Source organism: Bacillus sp. RSS_NA_20 (assembly GCF_020165915.1).
In the GTDB taxonomy this organism is placed as follows: domain Bacteria; phylum Bacillota; class Bacilli; order Bacillales; family Bacillaceae; genus Bacillus; species Bacillus altitudinis.
In genome coordinates this window covers 71,510-85,342 of sequence record NZ_JAIUKW010000003.1, presented here as the reverse complement: position 1 = coordinate 85,342, position 13,833 = coordinate 71,510, and the positions used below count along the sequence as shown (strand labels likewise).

The following is a 13,833-nucleotide window of genomic DNA, read 5'->3' as shown; positions in this document are numbered from 1 at the left end:
GAAAAAATCGGAAATAATCAATGGAAAATTTGAAATTTATCGAAAATTTATAAATTGGACGTCAATCGGTAAATCTGCCTTGCGCATAAGCGCAATCACTTCTTGTAAATCATCTTTATTTTTTCCTGTCACACGCACTTGGTCATCTTGAAATTGCGACTTTACTTTTATACCAGATTGTTTGATCAAGGCATTGATCTTTTTGGCATTGTCCTTATCAATCCCGCTAATCAGCTTTGCACGCTGGCGAACGGTTCCACCTAGGGCATGTTCTGTTTTTCCGTAGTCAATGTTTTTAGTCGGTACGTTTCGTTTAATCAGTTTTGTCACAAGGACATCCTTTAGCTGCTCCAGCTTGAAGTCATCATCAGAAATGAGAACGAGTTCTTCTTTTTCTAGTGAAATATCACTTTTACTTCCTTTAAAATCATAACGGTTTTTAATTTCTTTCAGTGCTGCTTGAATGGCGTTTTGCACCTCTGGCAGCTCCACCTTCGATACAATATCAAATGAACTTTCTTTTGCCATCACATATGACCTCCAACTATAGATATTGCGTCTATTTTATCATGCCCATAGGGGAAGAAGAAACTTTATCGAAGAGAGTTCAGATGTATGCGGTATAATTCAAGTACAGTTTGTCCACTTTAGCTAACAGAACTAGAGATGTTCATGATGACAGAAGTATAGTAGAATAAAGTGAATCAAAAGATGAACGAACGCTCTTTTAAGGGCAGATAGGAAGGAAGAGAACATGAGACCAGGTGAGCAACTGACCTTGCAAATAGATAACGAGATGGAATACGGCTACTTTTTAACAGATGGCGAAGATTCTGTTCTCCTACATCGCAGTGAGATGACAGAGGATATTGGAGATCGTGATGAAGTAGAGGTCTACTTATATGTAGATCATGAAGAAAGACTGGCAGCGACGATGAAAATTCCTAAAATCAATGCACATACATACGACTGGGTAGAAGTTGTAGACGTTGTAGAAGATATGGGTGCTTTTGTCGATATAGGTTTGTCAAAGGATGCACTTGTTGCAACTGAACACCTCCCGCCTTTTGAGGAAGCGTGGCCGAAAAAAGGCGACAAACTATACTGTATGCTCAAAGTGACAAGTTACGGGAGAATGTTCGCAAAACCAGCCACTGAAGATGTGATCAGTGAATTATTTACTGAAGCGCCAGAAACGTTAATGAACAAAGAAATTACTGGAACAATCTATCGCTTAATTGCGACAGGTTCTTTTATGCTGACAGATACAGGCGTGCGTGGATTTATCCACCGCACGGAACGAAAGGAAGAGCCTAGATTGGGATCGACCGTGACAGGACGCGTCATTGCAGTGAAAGAGGACGGAACTGTAAACGTTTCTCTGCTTCCGAGAAAGCAGGATGCATTATCTGTCGATGCAGAAGAAATCTTAACTTACATGAGAACGAGAAACGGTGCAATGCCTTACGGGGATAAAAGTGATCCAGAAGATATCCGGGAAAGATTTCAAATGAGCAAAGCAGCCTTCAAACGAGCATTAGGTCATCTGATGAAAAATGATCTTGTTTACCAAAAAGAAGGATGGACATACGAGAAAAAGTGAGCATTTGCTCGCTTTTTTTATTTTTGTCATAAATAATGGTTTTTTTCAGTGAAAAAAGTCATGAAAAAAGCTGAAAATCCTTCACTTTATCATTGAAACAATGACTCTCAAATCCGATAAATAAGGGGTAAGGATGATAAAAGGAGTGTGTTTTTGGATGAAAGTGAAGATTTCATTACTTCTGATGGCAGCTATGATCATGGTACTCGCCTCATGCAGCAATCAGCAGGGAGGACCACCGGTATCAAATACGAAGCATATTGGTGTCATGCTGACGGATGATGGTCTTGGTGATCAATCATTTAACGATTCATCATTTAAGGGATTAGAAAAAGCACGTGATGAGCTTGGCATTGAATTCGATTATAGAGAAATTGCAGAAACCGATACATATGAAAAAGGGCTGACCGAGCTTGTGAAAGATGGAAATGACCTGATCATCGGTGTAGGTTTCAGTATGCAAGAAGACTTAGAAAAGGTAGCGAAAAAATATCCGAAAAAGCAATTTTTACTCATTGATGCTGTGTCTGAATTGAAAAATGTCACATCAGTGACTTTTAAAGAAGAGCAGGGCAGCTATTTAGCGGGAGCACTTGCTGCCATGACAACAAAAAGTGATGTCATTGGTTTTGTGGGCGGAGTCGATGCAGAGGTGATCCATCGATTTGAACAAGGCTATCAAAAAGGCGCAAAATTAGTGAATCCGAAAATCAAGGTCGTATCCACGTATGCTGGCACATTTAGTGATGCAGGCAAAGGCAGTAAAATAGCGAAAGACATGATCAAAAAGAAAGCAGATGTTTTATATGCCGCAGCCGGTTATACGGGTGTTGGTGTATTAAAAGAAGCGCAAACGCAAGGCAAATATGCAATCGGCGTGGACAGCGATCAGTATTATACAGCTGAAAAAGCCGTTATTTCGTCTATGGTCAAAAAAGTAGATGAAGTCGTCTATCAATTCAGCGAACAGCTCGTCAAAAGCAGCAAAATCAAAAGTGGACATATCGTTTATGACTTAAGTAATGACGGAATCGATATGGCAAGAATCCGGGTGCTCAAAGATGCTGAGAAATTGACCAAAAAATTAAATGGACTGAAGCAAACACTTCTGAAAGAAGAGGGGGCAGCATCATGAGCTTACGCATCAAAATTTTGCTCAACTCACTCATTTCACTTCTTTTAGCGGTTGGCGTAATTGCCTTTATTATTGTGAGCATGACAAAGATTCAGTCATCAAGCGAAACAGAAGTTCAAACCTTACTGAATGTACAAAAAACGAAGGCCAGCTTTGAAAGTGTCGAACAAGCCATGACCAATTATTCCATGACCCTTTCAGATGAACAGCTAGAGGTCGTTCAAAACGATATATCGACAGCGAAAAAACAGCTGCAAACGTTAAACAAAAACGCAGGAAATATGAACAAAGAAGCCCTAACACGGTTAAATTCAAAGTTTGACACATGGACGCAAGAAGCAAACAATGCCATTGGTGAAAAAAATGCCTCTGATGCCAGACGAGTGGCTGCCAGAATTGACGGTGTTTTAAACGACGTGCATACGATGAATAAAAGAGCACAAGAAGCGTATGAATACCATTTAGAGGAGGCGGCAGATAATGTGCAATGGATCATTACAAGCGCATCTGTCGCAGCCCTCACGCTGATTGTCATCGCCGTCTTTTTAAATATTGGTTTAACGAGATCCATTGTGACACCAATCAAATCCCTTTCTTACCGGGCAAAACAGATTGCCGAAGGAAACCTCGCTGTAGAGCGGATGAACATCAAGCGTAAAGATGAAATCGGCGGATTAAATGAGTCGTTCAATCAAATGACGGATCAGCTGATTAGCTTGATTCAAGAAATCAGCCATGTCTCAAGCCAAGTAGAATCATTTTCGATTCAGTTAGATGATGAAAACAAAAAGCTTATGGAATCAGCCAATCAAGTGTCTGTATCGACAGACGAAATGGCAAATGGTTCACAAGCGATTTCAGAAGACCTTCAGCATGGCGTTAGTTTGATTGAGAAAATGGATTCACATGGCCGTAAGAATTCCGAAAGATCACATACAGTCATTCGTAGTACAGAGGATGCCATTGAAGCGGTAGAAAGCGGAAAGCACACGTTAACAGAAACAAAAGCAGCCATTGAAAAAAATACACGTGCGACGAGACAAATTGAAGAGTCTGCAGGAGAATTCACTCAGTACGCAAGCGGAATCTCCGCAATGGCCAAAACGGTTTCTGATATTGCGGACCAGACAAACCTCCTCTCGCTCAATGCGGCGATTGAAGCGGCAAGAGCAGGAGAAGCTGGCAAAGGGTTTGCCGTCGTAGCGGACGAAATTCGTAAGCTGGCAGATGAATCGTCTCGTGCAACAAGACAAATTTTTGACATGGTGAGTCATATTGAAAAAGGCATTCAATCCATTAGCCAAACTGTACAAGAAGGGGTCAAGCTATCACTTCAGCAGCAAGATGCAATGGACAAAACCTCACACTCCTTTGAAGATATAGAAACAAAAGCACAACATATTAAGCAAGAAATGGCGGTCTTAAATGACCAAATTATTCAATCAACAGAGCTTGGCGGACAAGTGCTGCACTCGATTGAAAATATTAGTGCCGTTGTAGAAGAAACGGCAGCGGGCAGCGAAGAAATTTCTGCCTCGGCAAACGAACAACTGCAATCTTTCCATCAAATGAACAAACAAGTAGAAGAACTGATGAGTATGACGGCAAGGTTAAACGAAACCGTTCACCGATTTAAGTTATCATAAGAAAAGCACCCTTCCCGTGATGTTTCAGGGAAGGGTGCTTTTTATGATGGACTGCCTGTAAAGAAGATGGCAAGTGTGCTAGGGCCTGAGTGGGACCCGACAGCTGCGCCGATGACCTGGATGTCGATTTCTTTTGGATGAAATTCGGCTTCGATTAATTGTCTCATTTCTTCTGCAAGTGCAGGGTCATCTCCATGACTAATGCCAACAGTTTGGCTGGACCAGTCAGATCCGCGTTCTTTCATTAGCTCGATAATGCGTTTCAACAATTTTTTCCGGCCACGAATTTTTTCAAGGGGTATCAGTTTTCCATCCTCAACGTGTAAAATGGGTTTAATACTTAACAACCCGCCAACAAATGCGGACGCTTTACTGATTCTTCCGCCTCTTGCTAAATACGATAAATCGTCTACAGTAAAAATATGTTGTAAAGATTCACAAAAATGCTTTACAGACGTTTCAATTTCTTGTATTGTATTTCCGTCAATGGCAAGTGATTGAGCGTGTTTGACAGCTAGTCCATAACCAAGTGAAGCACATTTAGAATCAATGATCCGTAAATCGAAATCAGGGTATTCTTCCTTCACTTCGTTTGCCATCATCACAGCGGTTTGGTATGTACCTGAAAGCTCTGATGAAAAGGCAACATAAATAGCCGATGTATGGGTTTGTGCTGCAGAAACAAAGGCTTCCTTTATCCGGTTCGGTGAAGCTTGTGATGTTTTTGGACTTGCACCTTGTCTCATCGCATCAAATACTTGTTTTGGTTCAATGGTAATCAAATCCTCAAATTCCTGCTCGCCGAGTAACACACGCAGCGGAATGAGTGTCATGTTTTGTTCATCATAATAAGAAAGAGGCAGATCAGCAGCACTGTCTGCTATGATATGAACGGTCATCAAAATCCCTTCTTTCTAAAAAAATCAACCATATTTTACATCTTTTTAGCCTAACTATATCATAGAAAATCATCTTTTCGTGTTCAAATTCTAAATTTTAGGGAAAACCATAGAGAGAATGGTAAGTGGAGGAATGACAACATGTTCATTGGAGAAGCAAAAAAACTCATCGTCGTCGTCATTGGTGCCTTACTCAATGCGATTGGGCTGAATTTATTTTTAATCCCTGCTGACGTATATGCAAGTGGTTTTACGGGGGTAGCCCAGCTGTTATCCAGTTTAATCGATCAATATGCACCGTTTTATTTATCAACAGGAATCCTATTATTTATTTTAAACATTCCGGTCGGCATTTTAGGCTGGATGAAGGTTGGTCGTTCCTTTACTTTGTATAGCATTATTAGTGTGGCACTGACAACGATTTTCCTCGGCATTTTACCAGAGACAAGTGTTTCTGAAGATATTTTATTAAATGCTGTATTTGGCGGAGTCATTTCTGCACTTGGCATTGGGATTACACTGAAATATGGGGCATCTACAGGCGGCCTTGACATTATTGCGATGATTTTAGCGAAATGGAAAGACAAACCAGTGGGCACGTATTTCTTCATTTTAAACGGAATTATCATTTTTACAGCAGGATTGTTACAAGGTTGGGAGAAAGCTTTATATACCCTTGTCACATTATATGTGACGACTAGGGTAATTGATGCCATCCATACGAGACATGAAAAGCTGACTGCCATGATTGTGACAAAGAAAGCAGATGAAATCAAAGAAGCCATTTATGGAAAAATGGTCAGAGGGATTACGACTGTTCCGGCAAAAGGGGCATTTACCAATGAACAAAAAGAAATGATGGTCATTGTCATTACAAGGTATGAGCTGTATGAACTTGAACAAATTATAAAGGAAGTCGATCCAAAAGCCTTTACAAATATTGTTCAAACAACCAATATTCTTGGATTTTTCAGACGAGATTAAAAGGTGGGTAGAAGATGAAAAAAGGGTTAGTGCTTTTTCTCGTTCTATTGGTTTTAACAGCTTGTGGACAACAAAAAAAGGATGAACCAGACAAGGAGGTATCCGGTCAAATGGGAGAAAAAACCGTTGTACTCACAGTAGACCCCGTCCAAAAAGGTTCTTCAGTTCAATTTCATATGTCACTCAAAAATGAATCAGATCGAGATATTGAATTCACGTTTAACACAAGCCAAAAATTCGAATTGAGTGTGTACGATGAAGACGGAAATGAAAAATACCGTTACTCGAAAGACCGTATGTTCACACAAGCCATCCAATCCTTTGTGCTGAAAGCAGATGAAACATATGACTTCCAAGATACGTGGTCAAACGGTGTGGAGCCGGGAACGTATGAAGCGGTCGTCACATTTAAAGGAAAAGCAGAAGGGCTAAAGCAAATCACTGAGAAGAAAACGTTCCAAGTGAAATAAGCATAAGAAAAGCTGTCCACAAAGCGGACAGCTTTTTTCGTTAAAGATCATCAAGCAGGTCTTGGAACGTATGCAGCTGGTTTCTTTCTGCATCTGTCGAATTAGCAAATGCAGATGATACGGCGTTTTTAGCTCGCTGAACTGCTTGTTGACGCTCTAAACCAGATGGAAATGAAGAAGTAAGGGCTTCTTCAGTAAATGATTTGGCTTGATCAAAAAGTTCGTTTCTCACAATGAACCTCCAGAAGCATCAGTCTTCATATTTCCCCTGTCCTCCGCAGCTTCTTCAAGTGTGGAACGATACGGAAAACGTGCGTCATGCAGACTGACTGAATCTTTACCTTGTTGTATAAAGCGTTTCGATTTGCTTCTTTTACCCATTCGGAATCCGCCCCTTTACACAAGCTGACAGGACAACCTGTCTAACGGTAGTATGCCCGCTTCGACCTGCTATGTATGAATGGAAAAATTAAAGCGAGAAGTAATTCGTTAGGAATTTTGCAATCCCATCTTGTTCGTTCGTATCTGTCACTTCATTAGAGACGCGTTTCACTGCATCAATTCCGTTGCCCATGGCAACCCCGCATCCAGCAAATTCAAGCATCTCTAAATCATTGTCTTCATCTCCGAATGCCACAATCCGCTCCTGAGGTACACCGTAATAATCACTGATCTTTTGCAGTCCAACGGCTTTGTTCATACCTGTTTTAATGATTTCAATGACGTGCCACGGAGCAGCCCAGCGTCTGTGGTCAATCACTTCTGCATGAACATCTGTCAAATAGCTCCGAATCGCTCCGACGTCTTCTTCTTTTGCGTGAATTAAGACGCTTGTGACATTCTCTCCAAGATTGTTCCGAAGGTCTCCAACGGTCACTTTGTTTGCATTCATATTAAATATATCAATGAGCTTTTCATCATGATAATGGAAATACAAATCGTCTAGCACTTCAGCTAACACATTGTGTACTTTATATTCCTCACTAATATCCACAAGCTGTTTCACGACTTGAAGATCAAGTGATGTGTGAAATCTGCCCCATTTTTCATCAAGAGGATGATGGACAAACGCTCCATTAAAGTTCACAATCGGTGAATCGAGCTGCAATTGCTGATAATAAGGAGAGCTGGAACGAAATGGCCGGCCAGTTGAAATACAGACATGATGCCCGCTGTCTTTCACTTTTTGAATGACATCAAGTGTGTGTGCTGAAATCGTTTTATCGTCTTTTAATAACGTGCCATCCAGGTCAAGTGCGATTAGATAAGGTTTAGTCTCCATAAAATCTCCTTTGATCTGTAAGTAATAGGAGGCAGCTGGTGCGGGTGCCTCCACCTATAGTGTATCTTTATCACATCTTCGTTGTCTACATGTTAAAATAAACAAAGACGGGAATGATAAAGGAGGATTCATAGGCTGTGATCACCATTGATGAGCAAATGACGCACGATATTCCATTTTTACATATCGTAAAAGCTGAAAATAAAGACAAACCACTGCCACTTGTATTTTTTATACATGGATTTACAAGTGCACGCGAGCACAACTTACACTTCGCCTTTCATTTGGCGGAAAAAGGCATGAGAGTCATTTTGCCTGACTGTGCTTATCATGGTGTAAGATCAGAAAACCTCAGCTTAGAGGAACTGGCATCAAAGTTTTGGGAAATCGTCCTGAACGAAATCCGTGAAATCGATATACTTAAGACACATTTTCAAGAAAAACAATTGATTGAAGCCGATCTAATAGGTGTTGCGGGTACATCTATGGGAGGAATCACGACCTTTGGTGCACTCGCAAAACATGATTGGATTAAAGCGGCAGTCAGCTTGATGGGCAGTCCGAAATATACGACATTCCTACAAGCACAAATCATGGACATGCGTCACAAAGGGTTGATGAAAGATATCACGGACGAAGAAGTCAATCAGCAATTAGACGCTCTGCGTCCTTATGATTTAACGCTGCAAACAGATCGATTAAACAAAAGACCGCTGTTATTCTGGCATGCAGAAAACGATCCAGTTGTCCCTTACAGACATGCAAAAGCTCTTTATGACGAGTTAGCAGAAACCCAATATAAAGAAGATCCGCACCTGATTCGTTTTATTACAGATGGACAGGCTGGCCATAAGGTCTCAAGACAAGCGATGTTTGAAACGATTGATTGGTTTGTGACACACCTGAAAAGCACAAACGTTTAGCCAAAAGGAAAAGTACGTTATACTAGTTGAAAAAGGAGTGGATATCATGGATGAAGCATTGAAAGAAAATATTTTAGGCGCCCTAGAACAGGTGATTGACCCTGAGTTAAACGTAGACATCGTCAACCTTGGACTTGTCTATGATGTCGATCTTGATGAGAATGGAAAAGCGGATATCACAATGACTTTAACATCAATGGGCTGTCCTCTTGCACCAGTTATCGTCGATGAAGTCAAAAAAGCATTGAGCGACTTGCCTGAAGTGAAAGAAACAGAAGTTCACATCGTATGGAATCCACCTTGGACACGTGACAAAATGTCAAGGTACGCAAAAATTGCGCTTGGTATTCAATAAGTAAATACGAAAAATGCCTGGTATGAGTTGAACTCATGCTAGGTTTTTTTTATGAAAAATTAAGGTGAAGGAGGAGTATGGAATGATATAATGGATGTAATTTTATAGAACGGAGTACCTATAATGAAGCGAAAGTGGATATGGATCGTCCTTTTGATGGGATATGGTGCTGCCTTTTTTGCATCAGTCTCTATACGTGAAGATCAAGCACACAAAAGACAAGGACTTGAGGCGTTTACAGATGTGAGTCACCTCATGCCGGTCAAAATAAAAAAAGTCGTGCAAGGAAAAGAAATAGAATCTTTAAAAGAAGTATTAGAAGAAGCAAAAGAGAAGAATCTGCCCATTTCAATCGCCGGAAAGCAGCATAGTATGGGCGGCCACACGTATTATGAAAATGGCATTGTACTAGACATGACGAAATTTCGCCGAATCGTATCATTTAATGAAAATAAGAAGACCATTCGGGTCCAGAGCGGCGCCACATGGGATGATATTCAAAAATATGTGAACCCATATGGTCTTGCAGTAAAGGTGATGCAATCTCAAAACATCTTTACGATTGGTGGCTCGTTAAGTGCAAATGCACATGGACGTGACATTCGCTACGGCTCACTTATTGACACTGTGCGCTCTTTCACACTGTTAAAAGCAGATGGAGAGATCATCACAGTAAAGCCTAGCGATGATTTATTTACTGCCGTGATTGGAGGATACGGCTTATTCGGTGTCATTTTAGATGTTGAGCTTTCCTTAACAAAGGATGAATTATATAAAATGGAGACAACCTCTCTACACTACGATGAATACACTGATTATTTTCAAAAGCATGTAAAGAACAATAAAGAAGTGCGCATGCATCTCGCAAGAATCTCTACAGCGAAAACAAATTTTTTGAAAGAGATGTATGTGACGAATTATTCACTTACTTCTGATCAACAGATCGATTCATACCGCGAGCTCAAAGAAGATCAGCTCGTCATCCCTTTAAAATTTATGCTCGGCCTTTCGAGAAGATTTGATATGGGGAAAGATTTGCTATGGAACTTGCAAAAGAAGTATTTTCAAAGTCAAAATGACCAGCTGATCACAAGAAATAACGTGATGCGGTCTGATTCTGCTTTTTTAGAATATGAAAATGAGTCAGATACCGATGTGCTTCAAGAATACTTTGTTCCAGTTGATCGTTTTCGTGCGTATATCGATGACATGAGAAGCTTTTTACAACAGGAAGAATTGAATTTAATGAACATCACGATCCGTTACGTACAAAAAAATGAAAAAGCGGATCTCTCATATGCGAAAGAAGATATGTTTGCACTTGTTTTGTTAGTGAATTATGGTTTTGAGAAAGAAGAGAAGGCAGAAGCAGAGCGGGTCATCCGGCAAATGACAGATATCACCTTACGGCACCATGGAAGCTATTACTTACCATACATGCCTTATCAAACGAAAGCACAAATGAAACAAGCGTATCCAAAAACCGATCTATTCTTTCAAAAGAAAAAGCAAGCAGATCCAGATGGCAGATTTATCAACTACTTTTATGAAAGGTACAATACACAATGAATGCTAAAGCAATGAAATGGTTCGTCTATTCACAAAGTCTACTGTTTTTCGCCAGTAGTCTCATTTTCCCTTTTTATATTCTTTTTATTAAAAATGTTGGGTCGAGCTATTCTCAATTTGGTCTTGCTTATGGTCTGTTTGGTTTGAGCGGTGCGTTCATTCATTTATTATTAGGAAAACTTCCTGAAACGACCGACAGGCGTCTCTTTTTAATCATTCATTCGTTTGGTATGGCGTTTCTTCTTCTCCTTTTTCCACATATCACAGAAGTAGAGCAAGTTTATATGATTCAGCTTGCCTTAGGTGTGCTAGGTGGTGTTCAGAAGCACGGAGAGAAACTGCTCGTCACCGAACTCACAAATGAGAAGAAGCGAATGAAAGAAGTTGGGCACTATCATTTTTGGACAGCGCTTTTTTCATCTATCGCCATTATGCTTGGCGGCCTGTTTGCTGATTTCTTCACCATTCATTTGATTTTTTATGCAAGTTCCCTATTATATTTATGCAGTGCGCTTCTGGTCCTCAATATGAAGAACAATAGATAAAATCCGCATGTCTCACGAAGATATGTGGATTTTTTTATGAAAAAAAATGAAAACAAATATTAAATATACAATTGAATTAATTTTTATACATGTTATAATGTTAAATAATTTCACAAAGATCAAGAGGGTGTATTGACGTTGAAAATAGGTATTATAGGTGCTACAGGGTACGGTGGTGCGGAATTAGTTCGTATCTTTAAGCAGCATCCACATGTGGAGGAATGTATATTGTATTCATCAAGTGGTGATGGGCAATTATACAGTCAATCTTATCCGCATCTGACAACGATTACTGACCAAACATTAAAAGCCATTGATCCGGCTACCATTGTGCAAGAAACAGATGCTGTGTTTCTAGCGACACCAGCAGGCGTTTCAAGTGAACTCACACCGAAGCTCATGAATCAAGGGGTGCCAATTATTGATTTATCAGGTGACTTGCGCATTCAAGATGGAACTGTTTATGAAGCGTGGTATAAACGAAGGGCAGCGGATGAAGCATCGGTTCAACAAGCTGTATACGGATTATCTGAATTGAATCGTGAAACCATTAAGCAAGCGGAAGTCATTGCAAACCCAGGCTGCTTTCCTACTGCAGTTCTTCTAGGTTTAGCACCGCTGATGAAACAGAATTTAATCGATGAATCTATGATCATTATAGATGCAAAAACCGGGGTGTCCGGTGCAGGGCGATCAGCCTCACTTGGCACACATTTTTCAGAGCTGAACGATAACTTTAAAATTTATAAGGTGAATGAACATCAGCACACACCTGAAATAGAACAAGTACTTAGAGAATGGAACCCGCAAACGGCGAACATCACATTTTCAACACACCTTGTCCCGATGACAAGAGGGATTATGGCGACGATGTATACACAATTGAAATCAGATGTCACAAAAGAAGAATTAATGAAACGGATGAAGAATTTTTATGAAGATTCCTATTTTGTAAGAGTGAGAGATCATGGGATATATCCACAAACAAAAGAAGTATACGGCAGTAACTTCTGTGACATTGGTTTTCATTTAGATGAGCGAACAGGTAGACTGACGATTGTATCTGTCATAGATAATCTCATGAAAGGTGCAGCCGGCCAAGCGGTTCAAAACTTCAACATCATCAAAGGCTTTCATGAAGAGGCGGGCCTCACAATGACACCTCTCTATCCATAAGAACAGGGGAGACAACAAACATGATCGAATTGAATGAAAAAAGTATTGTCAAAATAGACGGGGACGTATCATCACCAAAAGGTTTTGAAGCAAAGGGGATTCATATAGGATTACGCTATTCAAAAAAAGACCTTGGCTTGATCATCAGTGAAGTACCAGCAGCGAGTGCAGCGGTATACACTCAAAGTCACTTTCAAGCTGCGCCTCTTCAAGTCACACAAAAAAGCTTGAAAAAGACGGGCAAACTAAAAGGTGTCATTGTCAATAGTGCCATCGCCAACGCATGTACAGGTGAGCAGGGATTAAAAGATGCATACGACATGCAGGCAGCCTGTGCAGACATGTTAGGGACAGAGCCTGATTACATTGCTGTTTCTTCTACTGGTGTCATTGGAGAGTGTCTGGATATGGATAAAATCAAAACAGGCATCGCTCAGCTAAAAGAAGCAAAAGCAGGAAATGGCCACTTTGAAGAAGCGATTTTAACAACAGATACAGTCATTAAAAATACGACATACTCCTTGACGATAGACGGGAAAGAGATTCTCATTTCTGGTGCAGCAAAAGGCTCTGGTATGATTCATCCGAACATGGCCACAATGCTCGGGTTTGTCACAACCGATGCAAATGTCGAACAAGAAGCTTTGCAAAATGCTCTTCGTGACATCACAGATGTGACGTTTAATCAAATTACCGTCGATGGAGAAACATCAACTAACGATATGGTGCTTGTGATGGCAAATGGAATGGCAGAAAACCAGGCACTGAATGAAGAACATCCAGAATGGCCATTGTTTAAAGAAGGATTAAAACTAGCCTGCGAAGATCTAGCAAAAGAGATTGCAAGAGACGGAGAAGGCGCAACTAAATTAATCGAAGCGAAAGTTGTTGGTGCAAAAAACAACTTAGAAGCTGGTATTATTGCCAAAAAAATCGTAGGTTCAAGTCTTGTGAAAACAGCCGTATACGGTACGGACGCCAACTGGGGCCGGATTGTCGGAGCAATCGGTCATAGCGCAGCTTCTGTCACGCCAGATGAGGTTGAAGTTTACTTAGGCGGGCAATGTCTGTTTAAACATAATGAACCTCAGTCTTTCTCAGAAGAGGAAGCAAAAGCGTATCTAGAGCAGGATGAGATTACGATTTTCATTCAAATGAATGAAGGAAATGGTGAAGCGGCAGCATGGGGCTGTGACCTTACCTATGATTATGTGAAAATTAACGCGAGCTATCGCACATAATGAAG

Annotated in this window: 16 protein-coding genes; 11 read left to right on the top strand and 5 right to left on the bottom strand. The window is 40.5% G+C overall.

The window, feature by feature from the left end; translation table 11 throughout:
• Positions 1–36: 36 nt before the first annotated feature.
• Positions 37–528, bottom strand: coding sequence for a YajQ family cyclic di-GMP-binding protein (locus LCD32_RS00635; RefSeq protein WP_007499076.1), 492 nt, complete (start codon positions 526–528; stop codon positions 37–39).
• Positions 529–754: 226 nt separating this feature from the next.
• Here LCD32_RS00635 and LCD32_RS00630 point away from each other — a divergent pair, with 226 nt between their 5' ends.
• The 3 genes from LCD32_RS00630 (at position 755) to LCD32_RS00620 (ending at position 4,384) form a co-directional block, all read left to right on the top strand.
• Positions 755–1,603, top strand: coding sequence for a S1 RNA-binding domain-containing protein (locus tag LCD32_RS00630; protein ID WP_017360190.1), 849 nt, complete (start codon positions 755–757; stop codon positions 1,601–1,603).
• Between the two features lie 157 nt (positions 1,604–1,760).
• On the top strand, positions 1,761–2,738 hold the full coding sequence (locus LCD32_RS00625; RefSeq protein WP_035392456.1) for a BMP family protein: 978 nt from the start codon (positions 1,761–1,763) through the stop codon (positions 2,736–2,738).
• A complete protein-coding gene (locus LCD32_RS00620) occupies positions 2,735–4,384 on the top strand; it encodes a methyl-accepting chemotaxis protein (protein WP_060780959.1) in 1,650 nt (549 codons plus the stop codon). The genes LCD32_RS00625 and LCD32_RS00620 overlap by 4 nt, the downstream gene beginning before the upstream one ends.
• A 41-nt stretch (positions 4,385–4,425) precedes the next feature.
• On the opposite strand, the gene LCD32_RS00615 is transcribed toward LCD32_RS00620, so the two are convergent.
• On the bottom strand, positions 4,426–5,283 hold the full coding sequence (locus LCD32_RS00615; RefSeq protein ID WP_008348544.1) for a DegV family protein: 858 nt from the start codon (positions 5,281–5,283) through the stop codon (positions 4,426–4,428).
• A 141-nt stretch (positions 5,284–5,424) separates the two neighbouring features.
• Between LCD32_RS00615 and LCD32_RS00610 the strand changes: the two genes are divergently transcribed.
• Together LCD32_RS00610 and LCD32_RS00605 are read left to right on the top strand one after the other, a co-directional pair.
• A complete protein-coding gene (locus tag LCD32_RS00610) occupies positions 5,425–6,267 on the top strand; it encodes a YitT family protein (protein ID WP_025207135.1) in 843 nt (280 codons plus the stop codon).
• Positions 6,268–6,281: 14 nt separating this feature from the next.
• On the top strand, positions 6,282–6,737 hold the full coding sequence (locus LCD32_RS00605; RefSeq protein ID WP_008348542.1) for a BsuPI-related putative proteinase inhibitor: 456 nt from the start codon (positions 6,282–6,284) through the stop codon (positions 6,735–6,737).
• Positions 6,738–6,777: 40 nt separating this feature from the next.
• Here the strand turns inward: LCD32_RS00605 and LCD32_RS00600 are convergent, their stop codons facing one another.
• The 3 genes from LCD32_RS00600 to LCD32_RS00590 all read right to left on the bottom strand — a co-directional run bounded on the left by LCD32_RS00600 (position 6,778) and on the right by LCD32_RS00590 (position 8,019).
• A complete protein-coding gene (locus tag LCD32_RS00600) occupies positions 6,778–6,969 on the bottom strand; it encodes a DUF3813 domain-containing protein (RefSeq protein WP_008348541.1) in 192 nt (63 codons plus the stop codon).
• Entirely contained in the window at positions 6,966–7,118 is a 153-nt protein-coding gene (locus LCD32_RS00595; protein WP_008348539.1) for a hypothetical protein, read from the bottom strand. The genes LCD32_RS00600 and LCD32_RS00595 overlap by 4 nt, the downstream gene beginning before the upstream one ends.
• Positions 7,119–7,206: 88 nt before the next feature.
• The gene (locus LCD32_RS00590; protein ID WP_008348537.1) at positions 7,207–8,019 is read right to left on the bottom strand and encodes a Cof-type HAD-IIB family hydrolase; all 813 of its coding nucleotides are present in this window, start codon (positions 8,017–8,019) and stop codon (positions 7,207–7,209) included.
• 137 nt (positions 8,020–8,156) lie between these two features.
• On the opposite strand from LCD32_RS00590, the gene LCD32_RS00585 reads away from it, so the two are divergent.
• The 6 genes from LCD32_RS00585 (at position 8,157) to argJ (ending at position 13,828) form a co-directional block, all read left to right on the top strand.
• Positions 8,157–8,942, top strand: coding sequence for an alpha/beta fold hydrolase (locus LCD32_RS00585; protein ID WP_017360185.1), 786 nt, complete (start codon positions 8,157–8,159; stop codon positions 8,940–8,942).
• Positions 8,943–8,988: 46 nt separating this feature from the next.
• A complete protein-coding gene (locus tag LCD32_RS00580) occupies positions 8,989–9,297 on the top strand; it encodes a metal-sulfur cluster assembly factor (RefSeq protein WP_003211530.1) in 309 nt (102 codons plus the stop codon).
• A 123-nt stretch (positions 9,298–9,420) separates the two neighbouring features.
• Positions 9,421–10,866: an FAD-binding oxidoreductase gene (locus tag LCD32_RS00575; protein ID WP_057079706.1), complete on the top strand. Its 1,446-nt coding sequence runs from the start codon at positions 9,421–9,423 to the stop codon at positions 10,864–10,866.
• Positions 10,863–11,411 carry an MFS transporter gene (locus tag LCD32_RS00570; protein ID WP_008348533.1) on the top strand — a complete coding sequence of 183 codons (549 nt, stop codon included), beginning with the start codon at positions 10,863–10,865 and terminating at the stop codon, positions 11,409–11,411. Before LCD32_RS00575 ends, LCD32_RS00570 begins: the two co-directional genes overlap by 4 nt.
• Positions 11,412–11,549: 138 nt before the next feature.
• Positions 11,550–12,587, top strand: a complete 1,038-nt coding sequence (argC, locus tag LCD32_RS00565; protein ID WP_057079820.1) for an N-acetyl-gamma-glutamyl-phosphate reductase — start codon at positions 11,550–11,552, stop codon at positions 12,585–12,587.
• A gap of 20 nt (positions 12,588–12,607) precedes the next feature.
• Positions 12,608–13,828, top strand: coding sequence for a bifunctional ornithine acetyltransferase/N-acetylglutamate synthase (argJ, locus tag LCD32_RS00560; protein ID WP_035700269.1), 1,221 nt, complete (start codon positions 12,608–12,610; stop codon positions 13,826–13,828).
• Positions 13,829–13,833: the final 5 nt, after the last annotated feature.